This is a genomic window from Herminiimonas sp. Marseille-P9896 (assembly GCF_903993245.1).
Taxonomy (GTDB): Bacteria; Pseudomonadota; Gammaproteobacteria; order Burkholderiales; family Burkholderiaceae_D; genus Oxalicibacterium; species Oxalicibacterium contaminans.
Genome location: NZ_CAJEVT010000003.1, coordinates 132,299 through 157,774 on the forward strand (window position 1 = coordinate 132,299; position 25,476 = coordinate 157,774).

The 25,476-nt window shown below is 54.7% G+C and carries 25 protein-coding genes; 10 read left to right on the plus strand and 15 right to left on the minus strand.

Translation table 11 applies throughout. From position 1 onward, the window contains the following. Window positions 1-40 precede the first annotated feature (40 nt). Window positions 41-1,858, plus strand: a complete 1,818-nt coding sequence (gene lpdA, locus H7U06_RS11015) for a dihydrolipoyl dehydrogenase (protein WP_175626220.1) — start codon at window positions 41-43, stop codon at window positions 1,856-1,858. Between the two features lie 156 nt (window positions 1,859-2,014). Then, a complete protein-coding gene (locus tag H7U06_RS11020; protein ID WP_175626221.1) occupies window positions 2,015-2,563 on the plus strand; it encodes a hypothetical protein in 549 nt (182 codons plus the stop codon). A 53-nt stretch (window positions 2,564-2,616) separates the two neighbouring features. On the opposite strand, the gene H7U06_RS11025 is transcribed toward H7U06_RS11020, so the two are convergent. After that, complete coding sequence (locus tag H7U06_RS11025) at window positions 2,617-2,865, minus strand: DUF3297 family protein (RefSeq protein ID WP_124574855.1); 249 nt, start codon at window positions 2,863-2,865, stop codon at window positions 2,617-2,619. A 360-nt stretch (window positions 2,866-3,225) separates the two neighbouring features. Here H7U06_RS11025 and H7U06_RS11030 point away from each other — a divergent pair, with 360 nt between their 5' ends. Further along, window positions 3,226-5,214 carry a TonB-dependent siderophore receptor gene (locus H7U06_RS11030; RefSeq protein WP_254873223.1) on the plus strand — a complete coding sequence of 663 codons (1,989 nt, stop codon included), beginning with the start codon at window positions 3,226-3,228 and terminating at the stop codon, window positions 5,212-5,214. A gap of 87 nt (window positions 5,215-5,301) precedes the next feature. Here the strand turns inward: H7U06_RS11030 and H7U06_RS11035 are convergent, their stop codons facing one another. The 4 genes from H7U06_RS11035 to H7U06_RS11050 all read right to left on the minus strand — a co-directional run bounded on the left by H7U06_RS11035 (window position 5,302) and on the right by H7U06_RS11050 (window position 8,957). Next, entirely contained in the window at window positions 5,302-5,913 is a 612-nt protein-coding gene (locus H7U06_RS11035) for a GDSL-type esterase/lipase family protein (RefSeq protein ID WP_175626222.1), read from the minus strand. A gap of 20 nt (window positions 5,914-5,933) precedes the next feature. Further along, entirely contained in the window at window positions 5,934-6,464 is a 531-nt protein-coding gene (locus H7U06_RS11040; protein WP_370458620.1) for a C40 family peptidase, read from the minus strand. A gap of 5 nt (window positions 6,465-6,469) precedes the next feature. Next, window positions 6,470-7,672 carry an acetylornithine transaminase gene (locus tag H7U06_RS11045; RefSeq protein ID WP_175626223.1) on the minus strand — a complete coding sequence of 401 codons (1,203 nt, stop codon included), beginning with the start codon at window positions 7,670-7,672 and terminating at the stop codon, window positions 6,470-6,472. Between the two features lie 256 nt (window positions 7,673-7,928). Continuing rightward, window positions 7,929-8,957, minus strand: a complete 1,029-nt coding sequence (locus tag H7U06_RS11050) for a CDP-6-deoxy-delta-3,4-glucoseen reductase (RefSeq protein ID WP_175626224.1) — start codon at window positions 8,955-8,957, stop codon at window positions 7,929-7,931. Between the two features lie 12 nt (window positions 8,958-8,969). Between H7U06_RS11050 and H7U06_RS11055 the strand changes: the two genes are divergently transcribed. Further along, window positions 8,970-9,875 (plus strand): SDR family oxidoreductase, encoded by a 906-nt coding sequence (locus tag H7U06_RS11055; RefSeq protein ID WP_175626225.1) that lies wholly within the window; start codon window positions 8,970-8,972, stop codon window positions 9,873-9,875. A 479-nt stretch (window positions 9,876-10,354) separates the two neighbouring features. Next, the gene (locus H7U06_RS11060; protein WP_175626226.1) at window positions 10,355-11,128 is read left to right on the plus strand and encodes a TerC family protein; all 774 of its coding nucleotides are present in this window, start codon (window positions 10,355-10,357) and stop codon (window positions 11,126-11,128) included. Between the two features lie 112 nt (window positions 11,129-11,240). On the opposite strand, the gene H7U06_RS11065 is transcribed toward H7U06_RS11060, so the two are convergent. From H7U06_RS11065 to H7U06_RS11080, 4 genes are read right to left on the minus strand one after another with little or no spacing between them, the layout of a single operon-like run. Next, window positions 11,241-12,035, minus strand: a complete 795-nt coding sequence (locus H7U06_RS11065; protein WP_175626227.1) for an alpha/beta hydrolase — start codon at window positions 12,033-12,035, stop codon at window positions 11,241-11,243. A 49-nt stretch (window positions 12,036-12,084) separates the two neighbouring features. Further along, window positions 12,085-13,899 (minus strand): GspE/PulE family protein, encoded by a 1,815-nt coding sequence (locus tag H7U06_RS11070; protein WP_175626228.1) that lies wholly within the window; start codon window positions 13,897-13,899, stop codon window positions 12,085-12,087. A 55-nt stretch (window positions 13,900-13,954) separates the two neighbouring features. Further along, the gene (locus H7U06_RS11075) at window positions 13,955-14,785 is read right to left on the minus strand and encodes a methyltransferase domain-containing protein (RefSeq protein WP_175626229.1); all 831 of its coding nucleotides are present in this window, start codon (window positions 14,783-14,785) and stop codon (window positions 13,955-13,957) included. Window positions 14,786-14,811: 26 nt separating this feature from the next. Beyond that, on the minus strand, window positions 14,812-15,309 hold the full coding sequence (locus tag H7U06_RS11080) for a DNA-deoxyinosine glycosylase (RefSeq protein ID WP_175626230.1): 498 nt from the start codon (window positions 15,307-15,309) through the stop codon (window positions 14,812-14,814). Between the two features lie 66 nt (window positions 15,310-15,375). Here H7U06_RS11080 and H7U06_RS11085 point away from each other — a divergent pair, with 66 nt between their 5' ends. Both H7U06_RS11085 and H7U06_RS11090 read left to right on the plus strand, forming a co-directional pair. Next, window positions 15,376-16,125, plus strand: coding sequence for an SDR family oxidoreductase (locus H7U06_RS11085; protein ID WP_175626231.1), 750 nt, complete (start codon window positions 15,376-15,378; stop codon window positions 16,123-16,125). A 98-nt stretch (window positions 16,126-16,223) separates the two neighbouring features. Further along, a complete protein-coding gene (locus H7U06_RS11090; protein WP_175626232.1) occupies window positions 16,224-16,700 on the plus strand; it encodes an ecotin in 477 nt (158 codons plus the stop codon). A gap of 85 nt (window positions 16,701-16,785) precedes the next feature. Here the strand turns inward: H7U06_RS11090 and H7U06_RS11095 are convergent, their stop codons facing one another. The 6 genes from H7U06_RS11095 to H7U06_RS11120 form a co-directional block, all read right to left on the minus strand. After that, window positions 16,786-17,364 carry a GNAT family N-acetyltransferase gene (locus H7U06_RS11095; protein WP_175626233.1) on the minus strand — a complete coding sequence of 193 codons (579 nt, stop codon included), beginning with the start codon at window positions 17,362-17,364 and terminating at the stop codon, window positions 16,786-16,788. Further along, entirely contained in the window at window positions 17,354-17,875 is a 522-nt protein-coding gene (locus H7U06_RS11100) for an FUSC family protein (RefSeq protein WP_175626234.1), read from the minus strand. Before H7U06_RS11100 ends, H7U06_RS11095 begins: the two co-directional genes overlap by 11 nt. 40 nt (window positions 17,876-17,915) lie before the next feature. Next, window positions 17,916-18,305, minus strand: a complete 390-nt coding sequence (locus H7U06_RS11105; protein WP_175626235.1) for a DUF1090 domain-containing protein — start codon at window positions 18,303-18,305, stop codon at window positions 17,916-17,918. Between the two features lie 161 nt (window positions 18,306-18,466). Beyond that, complete coding sequence (locus tag H7U06_RS11110) at window positions 18,467-19,354, minus strand: CsgG/HfaB family protein (protein WP_175626236.1); 888 nt, start codon at window positions 19,352-19,354, stop codon at window positions 18,467-18,469. A 281-nt stretch (window positions 19,355-19,635) separates the two neighbouring features. Beyond that, on the minus strand, window positions 19,636-21,552 hold the full coding sequence (htpG, locus tag H7U06_RS11115; protein ID WP_175626237.1) for a molecular chaperone HtpG: 1,917 nt from the start codon (window positions 21,550-21,552) through the stop codon (window positions 19,636-19,638). Between the two features lie 154 nt (window positions 21,553-21,706). Further along, a complete protein-coding gene (locus H7U06_RS11120; protein WP_175626238.1) occupies window positions 21,707-23,173 on the minus strand; it encodes a PLP-dependent aminotransferase family protein in 1,467 nt (488 codons plus the stop codon). Between the two features lie 130 nt (window positions 23,174-23,303). On the opposite strand from H7U06_RS11120, the gene H7U06_RS11125 reads away from it, so the two are divergent. From H7U06_RS11125 to H7U06_RS11135, 3 genes are all read left to right on the plus strand, one after another. After that, window positions 23,304-23,894 (plus strand): LysE family translocator, encoded by a 591-nt coding sequence (locus H7U06_RS11125; protein WP_175626239.1) that lies wholly within the window; start codon window positions 23,304-23,306, stop codon window positions 23,892-23,894. A gap of 35 nt (window positions 23,895-23,929) precedes the next feature. Beyond that, entirely contained in the window at window positions 23,930-24,805 is an 876-nt protein-coding gene (locus H7U06_RS11130; protein ID WP_254873224.1) for a DMT family transporter, read from the plus strand. 201 nt (window positions 24,806-25,006) lie between these two features. Continuing rightward, window positions 25,007-25,465: a RidA family protein gene (locus H7U06_RS11135; RefSeq protein WP_124574876.1), complete on the plus strand. Its 459-nt coding sequence runs from the start codon at window positions 25,007-25,009 to the stop codon at window positions 25,463-25,465. Window positions 25,466-25,476: the final 11 nt, after the last annotated feature.

Sequence of the window (25,476 nt, forward strand, 5' to 3'; positions counted from 1 at the left end):
CAGGTGCAGCGGGCAGGATAAAAAATACGGAGCTAAAGCGATGAGCAAGATTGAAGTGAAAGTCCCCGATATCGGCGATTTCAAGGAAGTTGAAATTATCGAATTGCTGGTCAATGTGGGCGATACGATCAAGATCGATCAATCGCTGATCACGGTTGAGTCCGACAAAGCCAGCATGGAAATTCCATCCAGCCACGCAGGCGTCATCAAGGAATTGAAAGTCAAACTGGGCGACAAGGTTGCAGAAGGCTCCTTGCTGCTGGTACTGGAAGTAGCGGAAAGTGCTGCAGCACCTGCAGCAGCGCCAACTCCTGCGCCAGCCGCTGCGGCTGCACCGGCCCCTGTGGCCGCTCCGGCTGCCGCACCAGCGCCAGTTCAGGCCGCGGCACCTGCTCCGGCACCTGCACCAGTAGCTGCCAGTTTCGGCGGCAGCGCAGACATCGAATGCGACATGATGGTCCTCGGCGCAGGCCCAGGCGGTTACTCTGCAGCATTCCGTTCGGCTGATCTCGGTATGTCCACCGTGCTGGTTGAGCGTTACTCGACACTGGGCGGCGTCTGCCTCAACGTTGGTTGCATCCCATCCAAAGCTTTGTTGCACGTTGCCGCAGTCATTGATGAAACAGCAGCGATGGCAGCGCACGGTGTCACCTTCGGCAAACCGCAAATCGACATCGACAAACTGCGCGGTTACAAAGAACAAGTCATCGGCAAAATGACCACCGGCCTGGCTGGTATGGCGAAAGCACGCAAGGTCAATGTCGTGCAGGGCGTGGGCCAGTTCGTCGGTCCACACCACATCGAAGTGACTGCAGCTGACGGCAGCAAAAAAACCATCCAGTTCAAGCAAGCGATCATCGCTGCCGGTTCGTCGGTCGTGAACCTGCCGTTCGTACCGCAAGATCCACGTATCGTCGACTCGACTGGCGCGCTCGAATTGCGCAGCGTACCTAAACGCATGCTGGTCATCGGCGGCGGCATCATCGGCCTGGAAATGGCAACGGTCTACTCCACATTGGGCGCACGCATAGACGTGGTCGAGATGATGGATGGCCTGATGCAAGGCGCAGACCGCGACATGGTCAAAGTCTGGCAAAAATTCAACGAAAAGCGCTTCGACAAAATCATGTTGAAGACCAAAACCGTTGCAGTTGAAGCCTTGAAAGAAGGCATCAAAGTCTCGTTTGAAGCAGCTGAAGCAGGCGTGGCCGCACCAGAACCACAAGTCTACGACATGGTATTGGTTGCAGTAGGCCGCAGCCCGAACGGCAAGAAAATCGCCGCTGACAAGGCAGGCGTTGCAGTCACAGATCGTGGCTTTATCGAAGTCGATGCGCAAATGCGTACCAACGTGCCGCACATCTTTGCGATCGGCGACCTGGTAGGTCAACCTATGCTGGCGCACAAAGCTGTGCATGAAGCACACGTTGCAGCTGAAGCGGCCGCTGGTGAAAAAGCTTACTTCGACGCCCGCGTCATTCCTTCGGTGGCCTACACAGATCCGGAAGTGGCATGGGTCGGTATTACCGAAGACGAAGCCAAGGCCAAAGGCATCAAGCTGGAGAAAGGCCACTTCCCTTGGGCAGCGTCGGGTCGTGCAGTTGCCAATGGTCGTGACGAAGGCTTCACCAAATTGCTGTTCGATGCTGAAACACATCGCATCGTCGGTGGCGGCATCGTCGGTACCCACGCTGGCGACATGATCGGCGAAATCGCACTGGCGATTGAAATGGGCGCAGACGCAGTGGACATCGGCAAAACCATCCATCCGCATCCTACCCTGGGTGAATCGATAGGTATGGCGGCTGAAGTGTTTGAAGGTGTCTGTACCGACCTGCCACCAGCACGCAAGAAATAAGTAGCCATTAGGCGCAAACAAAAAGCGACGCTATGCGTCGCTTTTTTATTTTATGCGTAACTCGCTTTAATATGGGATTGCCTAAACAGTAGCGATTTTCTATATTCGCCTATACGCAATCGCTCCTCGCCAGGGGCAGCAGAATCAGGAGCATGCTTGAACATATCAAATGAACAGAACAACGCAGCAGGACAGATAGTCGACCTGCTGGCCACGCGCCTGGGTAAAAACCGCGCGATACATCCTGAGACCGTCATCGCAGTTGCCGCTCGTTTATCCGGCAGCCTGCTTTTGCGCTCATTTAACTTTGACCTGGCCAAGCTGGAGCCGGGCGCTATCGTCTTGTCGGCGGAGGCTAATGACAAAGGCCCTGAATTGCTAGGACTCCTGTCCAGTGCGTTGAGCAGCAGGGGGATAGCGCTGGATAAGGACAAACTAGGCGGTGATCAGTCCTTGCGTGGCGACGCGCCTCATCTGTCTTTTGCAGAATCCATCGTGCTGACGCAAGACGACGCGCTGAATATCGCGCGAGAAAGCAATCTGTCGCTGGAGCAGGCGGCACAAGCTGCGACATTGGCAGCTGCTTTTATCGTTGCAGAGTGCAGTGGCGCGATAGGTGCCGAGACGGCATTGAATGCCGCAGTCTATGGACTGATAGAAGGGACAAAAACAGTGCCGCCGCGTCTGGAGCAGGCAGCTAAGTGAAGTCTGCTTAGCCGAAAGCGGATATTTGCTTTCGGCTCAAAGTGGACTGAGTTTTACTTGTAAAAAGCCTCTACCTTGCCTTTTACCTTAATCAGCAAAGGATTCCCTTTGCGATCCAGCGATTTACCGGCAGGGACTTTAATCCATCCTTCGCTGATGCAGTATTCATTCACATCAAAACGTTCTTTGTCGTTAAATTTGATGCCGATATCGTGTTCAAAAATCGCAGCGACGTGATGTGGGCTGCGAGGATCGACCGAGAGTTGATCCGGGAGGGCTGGGCGTTGTGTAGTATCGTTCATGGCGACAATTATCAACTACTGCAATGCGCAAAACAAGTTTTTGATAGGCATGGCCAGACAATAGGTCTGGATATTCGCTAAGCGCAGATCAACTTGTCATTCCCCTTTGTTTTCCGCGACATAGTGCAGCAAATCGACAACAGCGATCGGAAATATCTGTCTTTCCTTTTGCACATAAACGATAATGAGAATCATTATTAATTATGTGTCGGGTTTGGTATGTGTCTGGATAGTTTTTCTTTGCGTTCGTCGGTCCATGCAGTTCGGTTTGCACTTTTCACCCTCGCTATCGCTGCACCTTCATCTTCTGTATATGCTCAGGCAAATGGGGCTGAGCACAGCGTACTTCCTGAAATCCAGGTGGTCGGCGCTACGCTAGATGGTTTTTCCACGCAACGTGTAACAACAACGAAGTCAGACAAACCACTGTTTGAAACTCCGCAGTCCATCTCGGTAGTCACCCGTGAATTGCTGGATGCGCGCCAGGCCACCACCATAGATGAGGCCATAGAAACGGTCGCTGGCGTGACTTCGTCTATCCTCGGTCGCCGTGGTTGGGATGACTTCAGTATTCGCGGTCAGACTGCGTCAGACACGATGTATCTCGACGGGTTGCGCATAGGTCAGGCCAACTGGATTGCACAGGAAATTTACGGGGCTGAGCGACTCGAGGTCGTCAAAGGCCCGGCTTCTATTTACTTTGGTCAGGTCACACCGGGTGGCACAGTCAATGTGGTGAGCAAACGTCCGCGTGCAGATGCATTCAATCAGGTTGGCTTTACCGTCGGTAGCTATGGCTATGTACAGGGTACTTTTGACTTTAATCGTCCACTGAATTCCGAGAATGGAAAAGCAGCTATCCGTATCAACGGTATGGCGATGAATTCAGACGATCCTACCGATGGCGTCTGGTATAAGAATCGCTATATCGCGCCTTCTATCTCGCTGGATTTCGGCGCAAGAACAGACTTCACCATCCTCACCGCCATCAACCAACGCAACTACGTACGTCAGCAAGGCCTGCCGTTGAATGCGACGTCTTTGGTTGGCGGCAGAATGCTTGTGCCCTATAGCTACTACGCAGGGGACTATACGATTGCGCCGTACGATGCTGAACAAAAATCTATCGGATATGTTTTAACGCATCGCTTCGACAATGGCTGGACGCTGAATCAGACCTATCGTCATCTCGAGATGAGTATGTCGGGTCAGCTTGCCAATATCAATAGCGCAATGAATGCTGCCGGTACTTTTGCTCGCAATGTACTGAGCCAAAATTTCCAGGGACGTTCAGATGGACTGGACACGAATGTAGGCAAAACCTTTGTGTGGGGAGGTGCGAAGCATTCTGTCATGGTCGGTCTGGACACTATGTACGACTGGTTGTATCGCGATACGCGGCGTTGTTCGATCGCCTCGCAAAATATCTATAACCCGGTCTATGGACGCCCGGTCACGAACTGTAATTTCCAGAACAATACTGCACTCGTAGACACTACCTTAGCGCAAACAGGCTTGTATCTTCGTGATTACATTGAGTTCAACGACAAGCTCAGTGCAAGTCTCTCGTTGCGTCACGATAAAGCGCGATTGGATAACATCTATCCGATCAATTCATCGACGGCAAATCTGGATAAAAGTGCGAATACCGGACATGTAGGTTTGGTCTACAAAGTGACGCCCAACATCGCGCCTTATCTCAGTTATGCAACGTCCTTCCTGCCACAAACGCAGCTAACCTTTCCAGGCAATCCGATTGACCCTGAAGAGGGCAAGCAGTCTGAACTGGGTGTGAAGTTCATGTCAGACGATCAGCGTCTTAGCGCCAGCCTGGCTTACTATGATTTGAAGCGTCGCAATCTGGCGCAGACAGATCAGCTGCATACAGACTACTCGATTGCTATTGGTGAACAAAGAACCAAAGGTTATGAGGCGGAGATTGCGGCTGACTTAAGAAATGGCTGGCAACTCTCGGGCGCATTGTCCATCATGGATGCGTATATTTCAGAAGCTTTGCAAGTCGCTACCATAGGTCAACGACTTTCTAACGTTCCAAAAAAGACAGCTAATTTCCTGGCTAACTATCGTTTCCAAGGTGACCTGGAAGGCTGGGCCGCTGGCTTTGGTGTGCGTTACGTCGGCGATAAAACTCCGTCAGCAGGGAATTACATTGTCCCGTCGTATACGGTCGCTGATGCGAACGTGTCCTACCAGGGTAAGGGATATCGTGTGCAGCTGAATGTCAAAAACATCTTCGATAAGGAATACTTTGCAGGTGCATCGGGTGACCGATTTGTACCGGTTGGTAATCCACGCACTGTGATGTTGAGGACTGTTTTCGACTTCTAAGTCGCGCTGGCAGACATAAAAAGGGGCGAGTTATCTCGCCCCTTTTTTGCATATGGCAATCATACAAATGAGTCGCCAATAATCGTCTTACTTAAACCACCACTCCGACCAGTCCTGCACCAGTCCAGCCAAACGCTCATACCCCTGCTGACGCGGATGCGCAAAATCATTCGCTATCGCTTCCTTCAGCCAATGCTCATCTTTACGCAGCACTTCAAACACCGACAGATAAGGCACGTTTAAACCGGCAGCGATGTCGGCGAACTGCTGATCCAGTTGCGCCACGCGACGGTTGTGCGACGCATCGGGCATAGGTGGTGGCCCTATCATCAAGGTCTTGTAGCGTGAAGTAGCTGTGCTCAGGATGGACTGGCAGTTGGCCAGACTTTCCTGTTCCGGTACGCGCAGGCTGCCTTCATAGATCGATGTGTCGTTGACGCCAAAAGAGAACACGAGCAGTTGCTCGCAATCAGCGGGCAGGCGTGCTGCGCATTCAGCTTCCCAGCGTGCGGCGATGTCGCGGCTGGTGTCGCGGCGTATGCCGAGGTTGTAGTGGGTGATGTTGATGCCGCGTGCGACTGCGCTTTGTATCAGGCGACCAGCCCAGCCCAGGCAGAGCGGGTCACTGGTACCTTGTACGAAGGAGTCACCGACAAAGCAGATGCGATGGTCGATGTTTTTTGGCTGGGGGTCGCTCACGATGTACAGTCGATGAAGGCTTAATCGAAGTAAGTACGCGCCATTTCAAAGCGGGGCGCGAAGTAGACGTTGTCCATGCGCTCTATGCGCACTTTACCTTTGCTGGATGGCGCATGGATGAAACGACCATCGCCGATGTAGACGCCTACATGGGAAAACGGACGGTTCAATGTGTTGAAGAAGACCAGGTCACCGGGACGCAGGGTGCGCGGATCGATTTCCTTGCCGCGGCGCGCGATGTCAGCGGCGCTGCCGGTGACTTTCATGCCGAGTGCTTCGCGGTAGATGTAAGAGACCATACCGCTGCAGTCGAGGCCAGCTTCCGGGTTCTTGCCGCCGAACTGGTAACCGGTGTCTATCATGCCCATCGCGTAGAGCGCGATTTCGTTGCCTTTTTCGCTGACGGGTTGCGGCTCGTACAGGATGGCGCGCGCGGACGGACGTTTGACAGGTGTTGAGGTGCCGCAGGCGGCGAGTAGCGATGCTGCCAGCAGCGCGAGTACCAGCCCGCGCATGCCGGAGATCGTGAGGCGTATGCCGCTCAGCATCATCGCGCTTAGCGTTTGAGTTCGCTCAGTACGCCAGACAACATGTCTATCATCTGGTCCAGCTCTTCATACGTGACGTTCAGTGCAGGCATGAAGCGCAGCAGGTCTGGGCGTGGCGAGTTCAGCAGCAAGCCGACTGGTTCCAGGTCGCGTGCTTTTTCCACGATTTGCGGGCCGATGTCCGACCCCAGTTTCAGTGCGCGCAACAAACCATCGCCGCGTTCACCAGCCAGGCCGTGTTTCTCAGTCAGCTTGAGCAATGCTGCGCTGAGATAAGCGCCTTTGTCTTTGACTGATTGCAGGAAGCCTGGTGCCAGCAACGCTTGCGCGACTGCTGTGCCGACAGCTGTCATCAATGGGTTACCGTTGTAGGTACCACCCTGGTCACCTGGTTCGAAGCAGGCGACTTCTTCGCGGCACAGCATGGCTGCCAGCGGTACACCACCGCCTATGCCTTTGCCCAGCGTCATGATGTCAGGTGTGATGCCCGACAGTTGATAGCCAAACAGTTCGCCGGTGCGGCCCATGCCGGTTTGTACTTCATCAACGATCAGCAAGACACCGTGTTCCTTGGTCAGCGCGCGCAGGCCTTGCATGAATTCGCGTGTGGCCGGGATGACGCCGCCTTCGCCTTGTACCGGTTCCAGCATCACAGCGATGGTTTTGTCGGTGATGAGTTTCTTGACGCTGTCGAGGTCGTTCAGCGTAGCTTTGAAGAAGCCAGGCACTTGCGGTGCGTAAATGGTGTCCCAACCTGCTTTGCCACTGGCCGACATAGTGGCCAGGGTACGACCGTGGAAGCTGTGGTCGAAGGTGATGATTTCGTAGCGGTTTTCACCGGCTGCGTTTTTGTTCAGCTTGCCCCATTTGCGCGCCAGTTTGACTGCACCTTCATTCGCTTCCGCACCGCTGTTGGCGAAGAAGACGCGATCGAAGCACGAGTTTTCAGTCAGCAATGCTGCCAGCGCGATCGATGGTTCATTGTAGAAGGCAGGCGACGGGTTGATGAGTTTTTTCGCTTGTGCCGTCAGCGCTTCCTGTATGCATGCTGGCGAGTGGCCGAGGCAGTTGACCGCCCAGCCTTGCAGGTAGTCGAGATAGCGTTTGCCTTTATGGTCCGTCAGCCACATGCCGTCGCCTTCGGTGAAAACCAGTTCAGGACGGTTGGTGATGTAGAGCAGAGAATTGACGGGGTACTGGCTGAATTCCATTTCGGCTACTCCTGAGCGCAAATAATTGAAAAAATGTCTGGTACGGAACAACTAAAAAAAAAGCCACAGGATTTGCCTGTGGCTGAGTGATCGGCTTACGCTTACACGCACGGCATCCAAGGCTGGGGCAGCTGGTTACGGCGTCGCAAGAGTTTGGCGGTCATATTCATGTGAAGAATATTAAGACGTTTTGCGCAGTGCGTCAAAACGTTTTTTGCCGCGCTCTTCGACGTGGTTAAACAGGCAAGCCGGGCGCTTAACCCTGCGCCAGATCGGCTTCCGAGGTGAAAGCGTCGGCGTAGAACTCATCTTCCGGCAATTTGCAGCTGGCGCTGAATTCACTTTGTGCCGCTTCTACCATCAGCGGCGCGCCACAGGCATAGACCTGGTAATTCGACAGGTCCGGCAAATCTTCCATCACCGCCTTGTGCACGAAGCCGGTACGACCCTGCCACTGGTCATCGTCAGTTGCATGCGAGATGACAGGCACGTAGTTGAAGTGCGGTATCTCGCGTGCCCATTCTTCACACAGCGCGTGCATGTACAAATCCTTGGGACGGCGACCACCCCAGTACAGCGTCATCGGGCGTTCGCTCTTGTCATGCAGCGCCTGCTCGACGATGGCCTTGATAGGCGCAAAGCCGGTGCCGGACGCCAGCAGGACCATAGGCTTTTTCGAATCTTCACGCAGGAAGAAAGTTCCTTGCGGGCCTTCGAAGCGCAGGATGTCGCGCTCCTTCAGTGTGGTGAAGACATGATCGGTAAACACGCCGCCCGGCATGTGGCGGATGTGCAGCGTCAGGTGTTCACCCAGGTGCGGCGCATTGCCTAGGCTGTAGCTGCGGCGCTTGCCGTCTTTCAGCAGGAATTCGATGTACTGGCCAGCACGGTATTGCAGGCGTTCGCTGGCGGGCAGTTGCAAGGCGATCAGCATGACGTCGTCGCCCAGCTTCTCTACCTTGGCGACGCGCACCGGCAGTTTCTTGATAGGGAATTCACCGACGCCCAAGACTTCGCGCGCTTCGATTACGACATCGCTATTCGGACGGGCGCAGCAAAATAATGAGAAGCCGATTTCTTCATCGGCCGCCGACAAGGCACGTGCCTGATGCGGGCCGTGCGTGACCGAGCCGGACAGGACCATTCCTTTGCAACTGCTGCAAGCGCCGTTCTTGCAGCCGTAAGGCAGGCCGACATTGGCGCGGATCGCTGCATTCAATATGGTTTCATCTGCATCGCAACTAAATTGGCGACCACTAGGCTTAACAGTTACTTGGAACGTCATACAATCTCAATCATGAAAATAAAATCTGCAAACAAACATTTTGGCAAACCACGCCTGCTGATACTCGGATGTGGTGATGTTGGCATGCGTTTACTGCCGCTGTTGCGCGACCGCTTCCGCATTTTTGCCGTCACTACGCAGGTATCCAGACAGGAAGAGTTGCGTGCCGCTGGCGCGATTCCGATTATTGCCAGCCTGGACGAGCCGGATACGCTGGCCCGTTTGGCAAGACTGGCGTCGACCATTATCCATCTGGCACCGCCGCCATCGGACGGCAAGCTGGATAAGCGCACGCGCAATCTGACCGCCATTTTACCCGACCACGCGACTCTGGTTTATGTCAGCACCTCCGGCGTGTATGGCGATTGCGGTGGCGAGTGGATAGATGAGACACGGCCGGTGCGCCCGCACAACCTGCGGGCACGGCGCAGGGTGGATGCGGAGCAGGTGTTGCGGCGCTGGGCTAGGCGTGCCCATGCGCGGCTGAGCATTCTCCGGGTGCCGGGCATCTACGCGGATGACAGGCTGCCGGTCGAGCGTTTGCAGAAGGGTTTGCCTGCCTTGCTCGAGGCCGAGGATGTGTATACCAACCATATCCACGCAGAGGACCTGGCCAGGATGATTGCGTTGGCCATATTCCGCGGGCAGTCTGGCCGCGTCTATCACGCGGTGGACGATACCGACCTCAGGATGGGGGATTACTTCGATGCAGTGGCTGATGCGCTGGATTTGCCGCGGCCGCCCCGGCTGCCACGTGCCGAGCTGGAGAAGCAGGTGTCACCCATGATGCTGTCTTTTATGTCCGAGTCACGCCGTTTATCGAATGAGCGCATCAAGGGAGAGCTGGGCTTCAGGCTGCGTTACGCGAAGGTGGGTGATGCGCTGGCCAAGCTGAAGGGGAAAACCGCGCAGGAATGAGGTTTGTGAAGATAGTGTTAATAAACAAGTGGCGTTTTACGCCATTTTTTATGTCTTTTTCGGTGTATGACTTTCATCGTGAATTTTCACGAGTTTCAAAATGCCCAAATCGGGTGCTTCCATCGCTATTTTTAGCGCTTCCCTCTCAAAAATCCCCATTTCAGCGCAGTCTTATTGTCAAAAATCACTGTTTAAGTTCAGTTTTTATCTGCCTAATAATTTAATTGTTCGGTTTTTTCGTATATAAATCATGCGAAATTCGATTTCCAAGAATGTTAGGATTCCGTTAAAGTCTGCCCATCTGCTAAATGCAGCGATCAACAAGGGATTTAAGGGAGATGGCCGATGTAGAAGCACCGGCGCCGATTACCAGCTAAGGGATTGGCTTTAACGATAAAAAATTGCCGTAACGAGATCTGCGCTCGACACCCCCAGAGGCTGATACATCGTTCGTCACTAACCAACTATCTGAGACTAATATGGAATTCTTACAAGTATTTACGACGCCTGAGGCATGGATTGCACTGGCAACGCTGGCGATGCTGGAAATCGTGCTTGGCGTCGATAACATCATTTTCATTTCGGTCCTGGTAGACCGACTACCTAAGCATCAACAACAAAAGGGCCGCATCATCGGTCTGGGTCTGGCGATGGGTACACGTATCCTCTTGCTGCTGAGCCTGTCGTGGATGATGGGACTGGTCGAGCCTATCTTTACCGCATTCGGTCAAGGCTTCTCCGGACGTGACCTGATCCTGTTCTTCGGTGGCTTGTTCCTCTTGTACAAGGCTTCGTCCGAGATCAAGGAACTGATGAGCGGTCACGAAGAAGAGGAAGCGCAAGCTACCGTGAAAAAAGCCAGCTTCGCCATGACCCTGGCGCAGATCGCTGTGATCGACATCGTGTTCTCGCTGGATTCGGTCATTACCGCAGTGGGTATGGTCAGCCAGGTTGAAATCATGATCGTTGCTATCGTGATCGCAGTCGGTGTGATGATGTTCTCGGCTAAGGCAATTGGCGAATTCGTCAATGAGTACCCAAGCATCAAGATGCTGGCACTCTGCTTCCTGGTCATCGTCGGTGCAGTGTTGGTGGCTGAGAGCTTCGAGATCCATATCCCGAAAGGCTACATCTACGGCGCAATGGCATTCTCGCTGATCGTTGAATTGTTCAACATCCGTATGCGTCGCAACCATCACATGGCTGCATGTGATGCACCGGAGTCGGTACAGCCACACGGCATCACAGCTTAATGACGTAAAGTGATGCGGCACTCAGGTGCTGCATCACTGATCAGATGGCTGAAATGAAAAAGGAACCCTTATGGGTTCCTTTTTTTATGGGTGGCGTTTATGGAGATGTCGCTTACTTGTTCAGCATCCAGTCTGACATCTTGCCGACCACTTCATTATCCAATCCGTTGTATCCATGATGGGCTGCTGCGTTGCAGGCATTGCCTATATTTTCACCGCCGGTAAAGCTGAGCAATTGTTTGCGTGGTGCATCCGTCAGTTTGTTCATCAGCTTGGGTATCAGCGTGAACGGGCAGAGGCGGCAGCCATCCTGTTCGTGGTGCACGATGAGTACCGGTATTTGCAGTTTTTCCAAAGGCATGGAGAGTACTGACGCACCTTCGCTATCCACCAGGATGCTGGAACTGAGGGCGATACCGTCCGGTCCATCCGGCGGAGTCAATTGGGTGGCGATGTAAGCGGCTGATTGGGTGCCGCGGCTGGTGCCGACCAGCCATACCGGCGTTTTGGTCTGGCTGCGTACCCAGGCAATCGCCGCCTTGATGTCGATCACATGCTCAGGGGTTTCACGGAAGTCGCGCAGAAAGGGTGGTGACAGGCGATCCGACGGCGCGTCGGTGAGCACGACCAGGAAGCCCTGATCAACGAAGAGCTGGCGCGTCCGCACCAGGAAGTTATCCTTGCCCCAGTTGATCTTGCCATCCGGACTGATTTGCAAACCACCATGTCCGCCCGCCAGCAGGATGACGGCGGCTTTGGGTGCTTGCGCCGGTGTCAGTACCAGCATGCGCTGGATGACGCCGGGTCTGCTGGTGAGGTCGACTACTTTGGGTGCGCTTTGCGCTTGCGCGAATTGCAGGCTGCACGCGAGGGCCAGGCCCAGGCTGAGTTTCATCAAATGCTTCATGTGTGCTCCTGGTGGAAATGATGAAAGGCCGGGCTGTATGGGCGTTGCTTCAGGTCAGTGCGGCGGTGACTTTCAATACTTCTTCGGCAGTGGTTGTGCCTTCGATGATTTTTAAGGCACCAGCCAGGCGCAAAGGTTTCATGCCATCGGCGATGCTTTGATGTTTCAAGGCGTGGATGTCGGTTTCTGCCGTGATCATCTTGGAGAAGGTTTGCGTGACTGTCAGCAATTCGTATATGCCGGTACGACCGCGATAGCCGGTCTGGCGACATTCCGGGCAGCCGACCGGGCGATAGATGACAGTTGGCTTGGGCAGGTCGGAACCCTCGCTCAGGCTGTGCCAGATGTCATCCAGCATTTCGCCATCAGGTGATTTGCAGTGGCTGCACAGGGTACGCGTCAGGCGTTGCGCCATGATGCCTATCAGCGTCGATTCCAGCAGGTAGTAAGGCACGCCCAGTTCCAGCAGACGCATGACGGCAGACGGCGCGTCATTGGTGTGCAGGGTGGAGAGCACCAGATGGCCGGTGAGTGCCGCCTGGATTGCCATTTCTGCAGTTTCCAGATCACGGATTTCGCCGATCATGATGATGTCGGGATCTTGCCGCATGAGCGAACGTACGCCATCGGCAAAGGACAGGTCTATGCCGTGCTGCACTTGCATTTGATTGAACGAACCTTCGACCATCTCGATAGGGTCTTCAACGGTACAGACATTCACTTCGCTGGTCGCCAGCGCCTTGAGCGTGGTGTAGAGCGTGGTGGTTTTGCCGGAGCCGGTCGGGCCGGTGACCAGGATAATGCCGTGCGGCCGCGTGGTCAGCTTGTCCCAGCGCTGTGCATCATCGGGCGGGAAGCCCAGTTCCGGCAGCGATTTGACGACCACATCCGGATCGAAGATACGCATCACCAGCTTTTCGCCAAAGGCGGTTGGCATGGTGGATAAACGCAGCTCGATTTCCTGGCCGTCATTGGTACGTGTCTTGATACGACCATCTTGTGGGCGACGTTTTTCGATCACGTCCATGCGGCCCAGCAATTTGATACGCGCCGTCATTGCGATCATGACGGTAGGCGGCACCTGGTAGACCTGATGCAGTACGCCGTCGATACGGAAGCGGATCGCGCACAGGTCGCGCTTGGGTTCGAGATGGATGTCGGACGCGCGTTGTTCGAATGCGTATTGCCACAACCAGTCAACGATGTTGATGATGTGCTGGTCATTCGCATCGACTTGCTTGTGATTGCCGAGTTCAACCAGTTGCTCGAAGTTGTTGCGCAGTGCGACGTCCTGGCCATTCAGTTTCTTAGCACCCTTGATCGATTTGGCGAGCGCGAAGAATTGCGTCGTGTATTGCGCGATGTCGAGCGGATTGGCGATGACCAGTTTGACGTTGCGGCGTGTGATCTTGGCGATCTCTGCTTCCCATTCAGTATTGAATGGTTCTGCGGTGGCGACCACCAGTTCACTTGGTGTGAGCTCGACCGGCAGGATGTGGAAACGGCTCGCATACGATGCCGACATCACATCCGCCACGCGGGTGAAATCTATCTTGAGCGGATCAATGCGGAAGAACGGCAGTTTGACCTTGCCTGCCAGCCATTCGGTCAGCCAGTCCAGTGTGACCGGGCGGTGTGGTTCATTGGCCGAGAGGATTTTGCACTGCGCGACGGCGACCAGTGGATGCATCGCGATCGATGCATTCTTGAAGATGCCCTGCGCCTGGTTGTAGAAGACTTTAACGCCTTCCTTGGTGACGATGCCATCGGCCAGCAGCCAGGTAAAAATCTGCTGTAAATCCAGTTTCCTGGGACTAGCCTGAGCGGTGGCCTTGGTGGTGGCAGTAGATGCAGCAGTTGGCATGACCGTGACCCGTAAGATGGAACAGTGGAATTGATGTTAACACAGGGCAAGTCAATTATTGCTGTGCCTGCCACGCCTTGATGCCATTTACCCACGATTTGGCCGGTAGCTTGGTGGCAGCGGTGATCTGGGCGGCGCGCTCATAGAGTGCGGCGATGTCCAGTTCGGGTTTGCGGTTGAAAGCGATCGCGATGACGTTGCCTTCATGCACTTCCGGCAACGAGATGATGGTGTCGAACGCAAAGTGCATTGCGCTGAGGTTGCGCGCATAGCTCGGATGGTCACCAAACAGATTGACCGTCATGATGCCGTCTGGCGTCAGGCAGTTGGCGCAGGCCTGGTAAAACTCCGGCGTATCCAGCACCGGGCCGCGTGCAGTGGCGTCGTACAGGTCGACTTGCAGCGCATCGATGCGACCCAGGTTGGCTGGATCGTTGACGTATTCCAGCGCATCCATCTCGATCACGCTCAGGCGGTCATCGTTGGGTGGCAGCTTGAACATCGAAGCGCAGATGGCGATGACCGAAGGATTCAGGTCGACTGCGGTGACGCGGGCTTGCGGAAAATGCTTGTAGCTGAATTTGGTCAGTGCCCCCGTGCCGAGTCCCAGTTGCACGATGTGTTGCGGCTTGTCGTTGAACAGCATCCACGCCATCATTTGCTGCGCGTATTCCAGTTCTATCCAGTCGGGTTTGCTGATACGCATTGCGCCTTGTACCCATTCGGTACCGAAGTGCAGATAGCGGATGCCGAATTGCTCGGACAGCGTGACCGGCGCGAATTTGACTTTGCGCACGGGTTTGGTTTTGGCCGCAACAGGTGCTTTCTTGCCCGGGCCGCTTTTCAGGTTGGCGTCGGCTTCTATGGATTTACGTTTAATCAGCATGTATTTCTTTAGTGGGGATTTTTTACTTAGCGCATGATACCGCGCCAGAGCGTCAACTTCTGCTCAAATGTCATCAAGGCATAGGCAGGAGACGAAGAGGGTAGCACTAGCGTGTCAAAGCCAGCCTCGGCAAATACGGCTTCCTGCTTGCCCGAGGTCTTGCCATTAAAGCAAACGCGACGCAGCTGTGGGCATTCCTGCTTCAGCAGCGCGAAGTCATTATGCCGCGCGTGGCGGATGGCGCTGTCCAGGCTGCCTTCGCGTGCGCAGGCTGCAATGACATCCCACACGCCTATGCGATGCGCTTGTAGTCTGAGCAGGCGTTCCGCATATGGCAAGGCGGGCAAGTCTTCGTTAATCAGGCTCCCTATCAACTTCCAGAACTGGTTGCGCGGGTGAGCATAGTATTGCTGCGCATCCAGTGATGCTGTACCTGGAAAACTGCCGAGAATCAGGATTTCGGTATGCTGATCGATAACCGGTGGGAAGCCGGTCAGAAGTGAGGGTAGGCGCGGAGCGGGCATGCTGGTATTTTAATGCAGGTCATGTCATGTTACGACATGGACTAAGCAACTATCAGGAGACGCGGTATGAGCAAGAAAGTAATGATCGTGACCGGTGGCAGTCGCGGCATAGGGGCGGAGATCGCGACCCTGGGTGCGGCTGACGGTTACGCGGTCTGTCTCAGCTATGTGAAGAACAAGGCTGCAGCCGATGCAGTCGTGGCTGCTATCCGCGAAGCTGGTGGTACTGCGATTGCAGTCGCGGCGGATATGGCGGTGGAAGCCGATATCCTGCGTTTGTTCGCAACCGTGGATAAAGAATTGGGAACCCTGACCGCGCTGGTCAACAATGCCGGCATCCTGGAAACGCAGATGCGCGTGGATCAAATGGATGTTGCGCGCATGCAGCGCATCTTCAACACTAATATCGTCGGTGCTTTCGTATGCGCACGGGAGGCGGTCAAGCGCATGTCGACCAAATATGGCGGCGCCGGCGGTGCCATCGTGAATATTTCATCGGTGGCTGCGCGTGCAGGTGGACCCGGTGAGTATGTCGACTATGCTGCTTCCAAAGGCGCGGTGGATACCTTGACGATAGGTCTGGCGAAAGAAGTGGCAACCGAAGGCATACGCGTCAATGCAGTACGACCTGGCGTCATTTACACCGAGATACATGCCAGCGGCGGTGAACCAGGACGCGTGGATCGCGTCAAAGCCAACGTGCCCATGCAACGCGGTGGCGAAGCAAGGGAAGTGGCACAGGCTGCGATCTGGCTGTTGTCGGAGCACGCGTCTTATACGACGGGTAGCTTTCTTGATGTAGCTGGCGGGCGGTAACGTCATTTTGCTCCCCGCTGAAATACATGGCATGCTTGTATCGTAGTTTCATGTGGCCTTCCTCCTCAGACCTTTAAACTTCTTAACCAGGAGAAAAAATGAAAACGACATGGATATCCTCTTTCTTTGCCTTGATGCTGGCGATGCCGCTGGTGCATGCAGCAGACAATATGAAAGCCTTTCCTCCAGCAGAAAAGGGCATGACCCGTCATGTGCTGCAACTGCCTGCGCAAAGCGATGAATCTGCTTACAAGGTTGAACTGATCGTCGGCAAGGAAGTAGAGACCGATGAACGCAATCGCTACTTCTTTGGTGGTGTGATCGAAGAAAAGAATATCGAAGGCTGGGGCTATAACCGTTATGTCGTATCCAAGCTGGGGCCTATGGCTGGCACCATGATGGCGATCGATCCGAATGCACCCAAGGTGAAACGCTTCATCAGCATCAGCGGCGGTCCTTACCTGATCCGTTACAACAGCCGCCTGCCTGTGGTCGTGTATGTGCCGCAAGGTGTGGAAGTGCGCTATAAAATCTGGCGCGCTGGTGATGAAGTGAAGAAGATCGAGCAGGGCTGATAATTTAGCCAGCAGCAAAAGCCAGCCGCAAGTCAGTCGCTTACTCTAAAGCACGCACGTTACTCGCAAGAGGCGTGCGTGTTTTTTATTGTCCGGATGATGCACGCCATGCATCGCCTGAGATGCGATACAGCACATGCTCGCTGAGCGGATGTCCGGCAGGCAGATTCGGATGTGCGAAATTCTCTTCCGCTTTGCTGTGCATACCGAGGCGTTGCATCACCGCCTGCGAACGCAGGTTGGCGGGTACAGTGAATGACACCACTTCCGGTAATTGCAGCGTTTCAAAACCGTAACGCAGTGCGCATTGTGCGGCCTCGCTTGCATAGGACTGTCCCCAGGCTGCACGCACCAGACGCCAGCTGATTTCCACCGCAGGTGTGAAATGCGCATCGAAGCCTACATTGAGCAAGCCGACGCAGCCAGCGAAAGGCATTACACCTGGAATCTCGACCACCCACGCGCCATATCCGTAGCTGGCGAAATGTGCACGTACGCGTGCGGCAAGCTGGTCGCTTTCGGCAGGCGTCAGGGTAGCCGGGAAATGTTGCATGACCTCGGCATCTGCATTCATCGCAGCGAACGGTACGAGGTCGGCATCGGTCCAGGCGCGCAGCAAGACGCGTGGCCCGCGTAGTTCGGGTATGACGGGTTCAGGGTTCATCGGATGGTGCATCGCGTTGTTGCCATTTCTGGATTTGCATATAGATGACGGTTTGCAGCAGGGCGACGATGCTGCCCGCCATCACTTCGGATACGCGCAGGAAGGCCAGATGCAATTCTTCATCCATGCCGCCACCGGAGAAGGCGGCCGACATCAGGATGACGACTGTCACCGGGCCGAGTCGCCAGTTGCTCGGATAGTTTTGCCACAACATGGCGACGATGACTGCCAGTGTCATTGCGATCAACATCGCAAAGAAGCTGGTGCCGAATAGCACCAGCGACAGGCAGGCGATGACGCAACCCGAGATGGTGTTGACCAGGCGTGCCTTGAAGTTGGCTTTCGCCACTGTCATGTCCGGCTCGGTCACGATGATGAGGGAAATCATCGCCCAGTAAGGCTCTTGCAAGCCTAGCGCGCGTAGTCCGTACCACAGGATCAATGATCCGGAGAGGATCTTGATGATGTAGACCAGCGCGTTTTTCCTGGGGGTGATGAAATTGAATTCCATGGTCTGTATCAGACCCGCCAGCATCCTGGCAGTTCACGCATTACTGCGTCAGCTTGTTCTTTGCTTCCTGCAGTTCGGTTTCAGCTTCCTGCAGTTTTTTTTGTTGCTTGGCGATTTTTTTGGTTTTGCCGCTGGCCTGGGCTTTTTCCAGTTCAGCTTTGCGTTCAGCTACATTGTTTTCTTTTTTCTTGATGTCGGCTTCGCGTTCTTTACGCAGGCCTTCATCGGTGCAGTGATCGACGATTTGCTTGAGCGCGATATTCAATTTCTTTTCCTGCGCCTTGTTGCCATGCGCGCGCGCATGCTCGATCTGGGTTTCTACTTCCTGCCGTTTGGCGGCGCAGCCAGTCAAGGGTTCGGCTGCGTGTGCAGTGGTGATGACGGCTGCCAACAGCAGGCCGGACAAACAGCTGGTCTTGATGATCTTCATTACGCAACTCCTAGCTAGGTTGGAAGTCGCTTTACTGTATAGGAACTGTAGGAAACCTGGCAACACAAATAACGTGCCGCAAATGATTACGGCGACCATCAAGGTCGCCGTAGAAGTAGGGAGCTGGCAAGCTGTGATGCTTGCCGGTGCCGCCTCAGTGATTACTGTGCAGCTGGTTTAGCGGCTGCTTTGGCTGGTGCTTTTTTCTTTTTAGGTGTCGGGCTGTCGTCACCTTGTACCTTGAGCTGACCACCGGTACCCAGGCCGCCTTTTACCGTTTGTTGACGGTAGTTTTTCACAGCGCGTACGACGTTGTTATACGAGTCGGTGAAAGCGGCGACGATGACCTTACCTTCAGCGGTATTGGAGTAACCACCCATGCTGCCACCAGCGCTGGAGCCGAACAATTGGCCCATAGCGCCAAAGTCCATGCTTTTCGCGCTGCCTTCAGCCGCTGCGATTTGTACGCTGGAACGGTTATCGACGACGCTCAGCAGTGTGCTGGCTTCCTTGCTGTTGATGTTGCCTGCGATGCCAGCGACTGCGCTACCCAGACCGCCACCCAGCAAACCGGCTACGCTGCCGCCCATGCCGCCAGCATTGTTGTTGCTGAAGGTGATCGATGGAACCAGACCGTAGTCGGCGGAAACCATTTTGCCTTTGCCGAAATTCGATTTCTTGCGCAGTTCACCGGATTGTTCCAGCGCGCGTTCGCCCATGATGGCGTTCATGCCACGGCCGCGTTCAACCACGACGAAGCAGTTCGATTGTTGTACCAGCAGTTTGAGGACAGGCACGGTCGAACCGAGTTTGTATTGGCCGGTCAGGACGCCATACCACGGTGCGCTCGTGTCTTCGATAATGGCGATGGTGCCCATAGGCGCATCGCAACGTTCCAGTGCGGCGTTGGCATTTTGTGCATTGGCACCACCGGCGGAACCGGTCGCTGCTGTTTTAGCACCGCTGTTGCCCATGTCCATGGTGGAGCAGGCACTCAGCAGAACGCCGGTCAGACAGAGCGGCAAGATACGCAATAAACGTTTCGACATTTCTTTCTTCCCCTAAAGATCAAATAAGCAAATCAAAATAAACAAAAATCTAATTCTTTTAACTACTCCCCGGTATATCGGAGTTGCGAATGTGAAATATTACGCGATTTTTTTGTAAATTTTGCTCAGCGGAGATGGAAAAGTCTCGTATTAGCAAATATTTACCTTTTTAGCGAACAGTCTCCCTGCGCTGACAAATAGAGATTTTCACCATGGAAATAAAAAAGCCGCGTGAGGTACACGCGGCTTTTTAAATGTGGGCAGTTGTGAATACGTAAATCTTATTTGCTGGCCAGCCCCAACAGCATTTCATTCAGGCGCTTCACGAAGCCAGCCGGATCGTTGAGGTTGCCGCCTTCAGCCAGCGAAGCCTGGTCGAACAGGATATTCGACCAGTCGTCGAATTTCGCATCTTCGTATTTCAGGCGCTGCACCAATGGATGATCCGGATTGATTTCCAGTGTCGGTTTGGCATCCGGTGCGTCCTGTCCAGCCGCTTTCAGCATGCGCATCAGGTTGCCGGACAATTCATTCTCACCTGCAACCAGACAGGCTGGCGAGTCAGTCAGACGGAAGGTGACGCGTACTTCCTTGGCTTTGTCGGCCAATGCAGTTTGCATCTTCGCGACCAGTTCTTTGTACTGGTCTTCGGTTTCCTGGTGCTGCTTCTTCTCTGCTTCGTCTTCCAGCTGGCCAAGGTCGAGATCGCCTTTGGCGACTGATGACAATTCCTTGCCGTCGAATTCTTCGAGGAAGGACAGCATCCATTCATCGACGCGATCCGTCAGCAACAGGACTTCGATGCCTTTCTTGCGGAAGATTTCGAGGTGCGGGCTGTTCTTCGCTGCGTTATAGGATTCGCCGGTTGCGTAGTAAATCTTGCTTTGGCCTTCCTTCATGCGTGCGACGTAGTCGGCGAAGGAAACGGTTTGCGCATCGCTATCGTTATGGGTGGATGCGAAGCGCAGCAGTTTGGCGATGCGTTCCTTGTTCGCTGCATCTTCGCCTATGCCTTCTTTCAATACCTGGCCGAAGGCATTCCAGAAGGTGACGTATTTATCCTTGTCCGCCTGCTCATCGCTGTTGGCCAGCTCTTCCAGCATGGACAGTACGCGCTTGGTCGAGCCTTCGCGTATGACTTTGACGTCACGCGACTCTTGCAGGATTTCACGCGAGACGTTGAGTGGCAAATCAGCTGAGTCGATCACGCCTTTGACGAAGCGCAGATAGACCGGCATCAGTTGTTCAGCATCATCCATGATGAAGACGCGTTTGACGTAGAGCTTGATGCCGCCACGTTTGTTGCGATCCCATAGGTCGAATGGTGCCTGGGTCGGGATGTAGAGCAGTTGCGTGTATTCGCTGCGGCCTTCGACGCGGTTATGCGTATAGGTCAGCGGTTCGCCGAAGTCGTGCGATACGTGTTTGTAGAACTCGATGTATTGCTCAGGCGTGATTTCGTTTTTGTTGCGTGCCCACAAGGCGCTGGCCTGGTTGATGGTTTCCCATTCGTCACGCACCACTGTTTCTTTTTTCTCTTCGTCCCATTCTTCTTTCTGCATCATGATAGGCAGTGAGATATGGTCCGAGTACTTGCGGATGATGGATTTCAGTTTCCACGAGGAGAGGAATTCATCTTCACCTTCGCGCAGGTGCAGGATGATGTCGGTGCCGCGATTTGCTTTGTTGATGGCTTCCACCGTGAAGTCGCCTGCGCCTTCCGATTCCCAGCGTACGCCTGCGCTGGCATCAGTACCGGCGCGACGGGTTTCGACCGTGATGCGGTCAGCGATGATGAAGCCGGAGTAAAAGCCGACGCCGAACTGACCGATAAGTGCTGCATCCTTTTGCTGGTCGCCGGACAGTTTCGAGAAGAATTCCTTGGTGCCGGATTTGGCGATGGTACCCAGATGCTCAACCGCGTCGTCGCGGGTCATGCCTATGCCGTTATCCGAAATGGTGATGGTGCGTGCGTCCTTGTCGAAGCTGACTTTGATTTTCAGGTCAGCATCGTTTTCAAACAAGGCACCGTTGTTGATAGCTTCAAAGCGCAGTTTGTCGGCAGCATCGGAAGCGTTCGAGATCAGTTCGCGCAGGAAGATTTCCTTGTTCGAGTACAAGGAGTGGATCATCAGTTGCAGCAGTTGTTTGACTTCAGCCTGGAAACCCAGGGTTTGTTTTTGTTCTGAACCAGCCATTTTTACCTCAAGAATCAAAGAATTAGGGGGATTGCTAGTGCAAGCCTGTCTATGCGGCAGAGTTTTGCAAGCCGCTATGATGTTGCCTCGCCGCGGGCGGGTCAATCCAGACTTTCAAAAGCCTGGGCAGCAAATGGGGCTGCCCTTACTGATTTCAAGCCTTGCCCAGCTCACGTTCCAGGAAACGCAAGATGCCCGGATCGGCCATGGCGGCGACGTTGAAGCGCATATTGGTAGACGGCAGCTGGTGCGGTGAAAACAGGCTGCCCGGTGCCAGCAGATAACCTTGCTCCATCGCTTTCTCGGTCAGGATGTTGGCATCGCAGCCTATGTCGGTCCAGGCAAACATCCCGGCCGGGGTGTGGAAATGGACCTTGATGCCTATGCGTTCCATCTGCCGGATGGTCTTGTCGCGTACTGCGGTCAGCTTGGTGCGTAGCCGGTCTGCATGCTTGCGGTAATGCCCTTCCGACAGGATGCGATACACCACGCGCTCGGTAATTTCGGTCGTTGTTAATGCGGTCAGCATCTTGCGATCTGCCAGTTGTCGCGCGATTTCCGGCGAGGTGGCGATAAAGCCGACACGCAGGTTAGCCGCCAGTGTCTTGGAGAAGCCGCCGAGATAGATCACGCGATTCAATTGATCCAGCGCCGCGATGCGGGTCGCAGCCTGGACTGCGGTGCCGGGATGCATATCGCAGTAGATGTCGTCTTCCACGATCATGAAGTCGTATTGTTCGGCGATCTTCAATACCTGGAAGGCCTTGGCCGCTGACAGTGAAGTCGAGGTCGGGTTGTGCAGGATGGAGTTGATGATAAACAGCTTGGGGCGATGCAGCTCAGCCAGCGCGGCCAGTTGCGCGATGTCCGGCCCGTCCGCCAGACGTGGAATGCCGACCACCTTGGCGCCCAGCGCAGCGAAAGAACCAAACATCAGGAACCAGCCCGGGTCATCGACAAAGATGGTATCGCCCGGCTGTATGTAATGGCGTGCCACCAGATCCAGCGCTTGCGTCACACCAGCGGTGGTGACGAATTGCTCCGGCGTCGCAGCGATTTCCAGCTCCGCCATTTTCAATTGCAGTTGCTGGCGCAGTGGCAGGAAGCCTTGCGGGATGCCGTATTGCAGCAGCAGGCTGGGGTTTTGCCGGCTGACTGCGCGCAAGGCATTCGCGACCAGGTCGCCATCCAGCCATTCATTCGGCAGTAAGCCTACGCCCGGCATTTTTTGCGGTGGCAACTGACGGAACATATTGCGTACCAGCCAGACCACATCGACCGGTTGCGGTGTTGCCGTGAGCGTGCCTTGCGCGCGCGGCGTCAGCATGGGCGAGCGATCACGGACGTAGAAGCCGGAGCCGCGCCGTGATTCCAGCAAGCCGCCAGCGACCAGGCGATCGTAGGCTTCGACCACGGTAAAGCGCGAGACTTGGTGCTGATCCGAGAACTGGCGTATCGACGGCATGCGTGCGCCGGTGCGCAAGATCTTGTCATCGATGCGGCTGGTGATCAGTTGCACGATTTGCTCTATCAGCGAGCTGCCGGACGTACGCGACAGCAGCGGGCGTTGTGCTTCGGCAGGGGCGGGCGAGGCTGATGCGGATTTGGCTGTATTGGTCATTTTGCCATGACAGTGAGTAAATTAATTCCTTAAGTGTACTGGTACTGTATTGGTTTTGTCGATTACGATGTTTTCCTGAAAAATCGGTAATCAACACTTGTTAAGTGTTTTGCCATACCCGTGGAAAACTATGGAATCGCTGCTGCCACTTTCCTTATTCGCCTTCGTTTCGTCGATTACGCCGGGGCCGAATAACATCATGCTGACTTCGTCCGGCATACGCTTTGGCTTTATGCGCTCGCTGCCGCATATGTTTGGCGTAGTCTTTGGTTTCAGCGTGATTCTTGCACTATGTGCAGCGGGCATAGGCAGCCTGATCGTTGCGATGCCGGCTTTGCATATCGTATTAAAAACGATAGGGTCTACTTACCTCGTGTATCTGGCCTGGCAATTGCGCAGCATGGCGTTTACGCAGGAGGTGGATGCCGATGTGCGTCCGATGTCATTCATCGGCGCTTCCCTGTTCCAGTTCGCAAATCCGAAGGCGTGGGTGATGGCGGTGACGGGCGCTTCGGCTTTCCTGCCGCCGGTACAACCGGTGTGGCTGTCGATCACCGTGTTTTGCTTCATCTTCGGCATCATCAATTTTCCATGCATCAGCATCTGGGCCGGTACCGGCGCAGTGTTGCGGCGCTATCTGACGCAGGCTAAATGGCGGCGCGTGTTTTGCGCAGTCATGATCGTCCTCACTTTGTACTCTGCTGTGGCAATCTGGCTATGAATATCCAATCAAAAATAATGACAAGGTCATCTGTAATGACACAAGAAACCAAAGGCATGTGGCTGGGCGCAATCGGTGTGGCGATGTTTAGCCTGACGCTACCGTTTACCCGTATCGCGGTCGCTGAGTTGCATCCGGTATTTGTTGCGCTCGGACGTGCGGTGGTGGCAGCGGCGTGCTCGGCCATCTTGCTGTGGTGGAGTGGTGCGGTGCGTCCGACCAAAGCGCAGATGAAATCCTTGCTGATTACCGCGCTGGGCGTGGTGGTCGGTTTTCCGGTGTTTTCTTCGATCGCGATGCATTATGTTCCGGCGTCACATGGCGCGATCATCCTCGGCATCCTGCCATTGGCGACTGCCTTGTTCGGTGCCTTGCGTTTTGGTGAGCGACCTTCACTCGGTTTCTGGATTGCGGCAGTAGTGGGCAGCGCATTGGTGGTTGGCTTTGCCTTGCAGCAGGGCGGTGGTGAATTGCACATTGCCGACCTCGCATTGTTTATAGCGGTGCTGGCGGCGGCCATGGGCTATGCCGAAGGCGGACGTTTGTCGCAAACGATGGGCGGCCAGCAAGTCATTTCGTGGGCGTTGGTGTTATCGATGCCTGTAGTTTTGCCGGTAACGGTATGGCTGGGCTGGAAGCACGGGGTGACTGCGTCGCCTGCAGCCTGGGCAGGTTTTGCCTATGTGTCGCTGTTTTCGATGTTTATCGGCTTCTTCTTTTGGTACAAGGGTTTGGCGCTGGGCGGTATCGCACGCGTCGGGCAGGTGCAGTTGATACAGCCGTTCCTGACCCTGCTGGGTGCGGCCGTGATCCTTGGTGAATTGCTGGAACTGCGCACCTTTTTGTTTGCGCTCGCCATTATTGCTGTGGTGGCAATAGGGAGAAAGATGCCGATCAGACGTCTAAGTTGATGCCCATTCCTGGACGAATTCCGCTTTAGCGGCGATTTTGTGACGATAGTTCGGAAGGAAAGCCGCGGATTTGAGATAATCGCAGGATTCCTTCCGTGAGCCATATTGCTGCGATGGCAATTTGCCATCATCGTAGCCACGGACTTCTGTTCATTGCCATTCCTGCTTTGCACGGAGTGGCATCAATTTTTTGGAGTACTTATGTCTGTTTACGACAAGCTGAAAGCCTTGAACATCGAATTGCCAGCTGTCGCTGCACCAGTCGCAGCCTACGTCATGCATGCGCAAACGGGTAACACGGTTTTCCTGTCCGGCCATATCGCGAAGAAAGACGGCAAGCCATGGGTAGGCCAATTGGGCAAGAACATCACAACTGATGAAGCCAAGCTGGCAGCACGCGGCGTGGCGATTGACCTGATCGCGACCTTGCAGGCAGCATGCGGCGGCGATCTGAATCGCGTCAAACGCATCGTCAAAATCATGGGTCTGGTGAACTCCACCGGTGATTACACCGAGCAGCACCTGGTCACTAACGGCGCCTCCGAATTGCTGGCTGAGGTATTCGGCCCGCAAGGCTTGCATGCCCGTTCTGCATTTGGCGTCGCGCAAATCCCGCTGGGCGCATGCGTAGAAATCGAATTGATCGCTGAAGTGATCTAAGCAGTACCCAT

Excerpts from the sequence above, each read along its gene's own strand:
- lpdA (WP_175626220.1), top strand. The coding sequence starts at position 41 with ATGAGCAAGATTGAAGTGAAAGTCCCCGATATCGGCGATTTCAAGGAA.
- H7U06_RS11025 (WP_124574855.1), bottom strand. The coding sequence starts at position 2,865 with ATGAACGATACTACACAACGCCCAGCCCTCCCGGATCAACTCTCGGTC.
- H7U06_RS11040 (WP_370458620.1), bottom strand. The coding sequence starts at position 6,464 with ATGATGCTGAGCGGCATACGCCTCACGATCTCCGGCATGCGCGGGCTG.
- H7U06_RS11045 (WP_175626223.1), bottom strand. The coding sequence starts at position 7,672 with ATGGAATTCAGCCAGTACCCCGTCAATTCTCTGCTCTACATCACCAAC.
- H7U06_RS11050 (WP_175626224.1), bottom strand. The coding sequence starts at position 8,957 with ATGACGTTCCAAGTAACTGTTAAGCCTAGTGGTCGCCAATTTAGTTGC.
- H7U06_RS11055 (WP_175626225.1), top strand. The coding sequence starts at position 8,970 with ATGAAAATAAAATCTGCAAACAAACATTTTGGCAAACCACGCCTGCTG.
- H7U06_RS11060 (WP_175626226.1), top strand. The coding sequence starts at position 10,355 with ATGGAATTCTTACAAGTATTTACGACGCCTGAGGCATGGATTGCACTG.
- H7U06_RS11065 (WP_175626227.1), bottom strand. The coding sequence starts at position 12,035 with ATGAAGCATTTGATGAAACTCAGCCTGGGCCTGGCCCTCGCGTGCAGC.
- H7U06_RS11070 (WP_175626228.1), bottom strand. The coding sequence starts at position 13,899 with ATGCCAACTGCTGCATCTACTGCCACCACCAAGGCCACCGCTCAGGCT.
- H7U06_RS11075 (WP_175626229.1), bottom strand. The coding sequence starts at position 14,785 with ATGCTGATTAAACGTAAATCCATAGAAGCCGACGCCAACCTGAAAAGC.
- H7U06_RS11080 (WP_175626230.1), bottom strand. The coding sequence starts at position 15,309 with ATGCCCGCTCCGCGCCTACCCTCACTTCTGACCGGCTTCCCACCGGTT.
- H7U06_RS11085 (WP_175626231.1), top strand. The coding sequence starts at position 15,376 with ATGAGCAAGAAAGTAATGATCGTGACCGGTGGCAGTCGCGGCATAGGG.
- H7U06_RS11090 (WP_175626232.1), top strand. The coding sequence starts at position 16,224 with ATGAAAACGACATGGATATCCTCTTTCTTTGCCTTGATGCTGGCGATG.
- H7U06_RS11095 (WP_175626233.1), bottom strand. The coding sequence starts at position 17,364 with ATGAACCCTGAACCCGTCATACCCGAACTACGCGGGCCACGCGTCTTG.
- H7U06_RS11100 (WP_175626234.1), bottom strand. The coding sequence starts at position 17,875 with ATGGAATTCAATTTCATCACCCCCAGGAAAAACGCGCTGGTCTACATC.
- H7U06_RS11105 (WP_175626235.1), bottom strand. The coding sequence starts at position 18,305 with ATGAAGATCATCAAGACCAGCTGTTTGTCCGGCCTGCTGTTGGCAGCC.
- H7U06_RS11110 (WP_175626236.1), bottom strand. The coding sequence starts at position 19,354 with ATGTCGAAACGTTTATTGCGTATCTTGCCGCTCTGTCTGACCGGCGTT.
- htpG (WP_175626237.1), bottom strand. The coding sequence starts at position 21,552 with ATGGCTGGTTCAGAACAAAAACAAACCCTGGGTTTCCAGGCTGAAGTC.
- H7U06_RS11120 (WP_175626238.1), bottom strand. The coding sequence starts at position 23,173 with ATGACCAATACAGCCAAATCCGCATCAGCCTCGCCCGCCCCTGCCGAA.
- H7U06_RS11125 (WP_175626239.1), top strand. The coding sequence starts at position 23,304 with ATGGAATCGCTGCTGCCACTTTCCTTATTCGCCTTCGTTTCGTCGATT.
- H7U06_RS11130 (WP_254873224.1), top strand. The coding sequence starts at position 23,930 with ATGACACAAGAAACCAAAGGCATGTGGCTGGGCGCAATCGGTGTGGCG.
- H7U06_RS11135 (WP_124574876.1), top strand. The coding sequence starts at position 25,007 with ATGTCTGTTTACGACAAGCTGAAAGCCTTGAACATCGAATTGCCAGCT.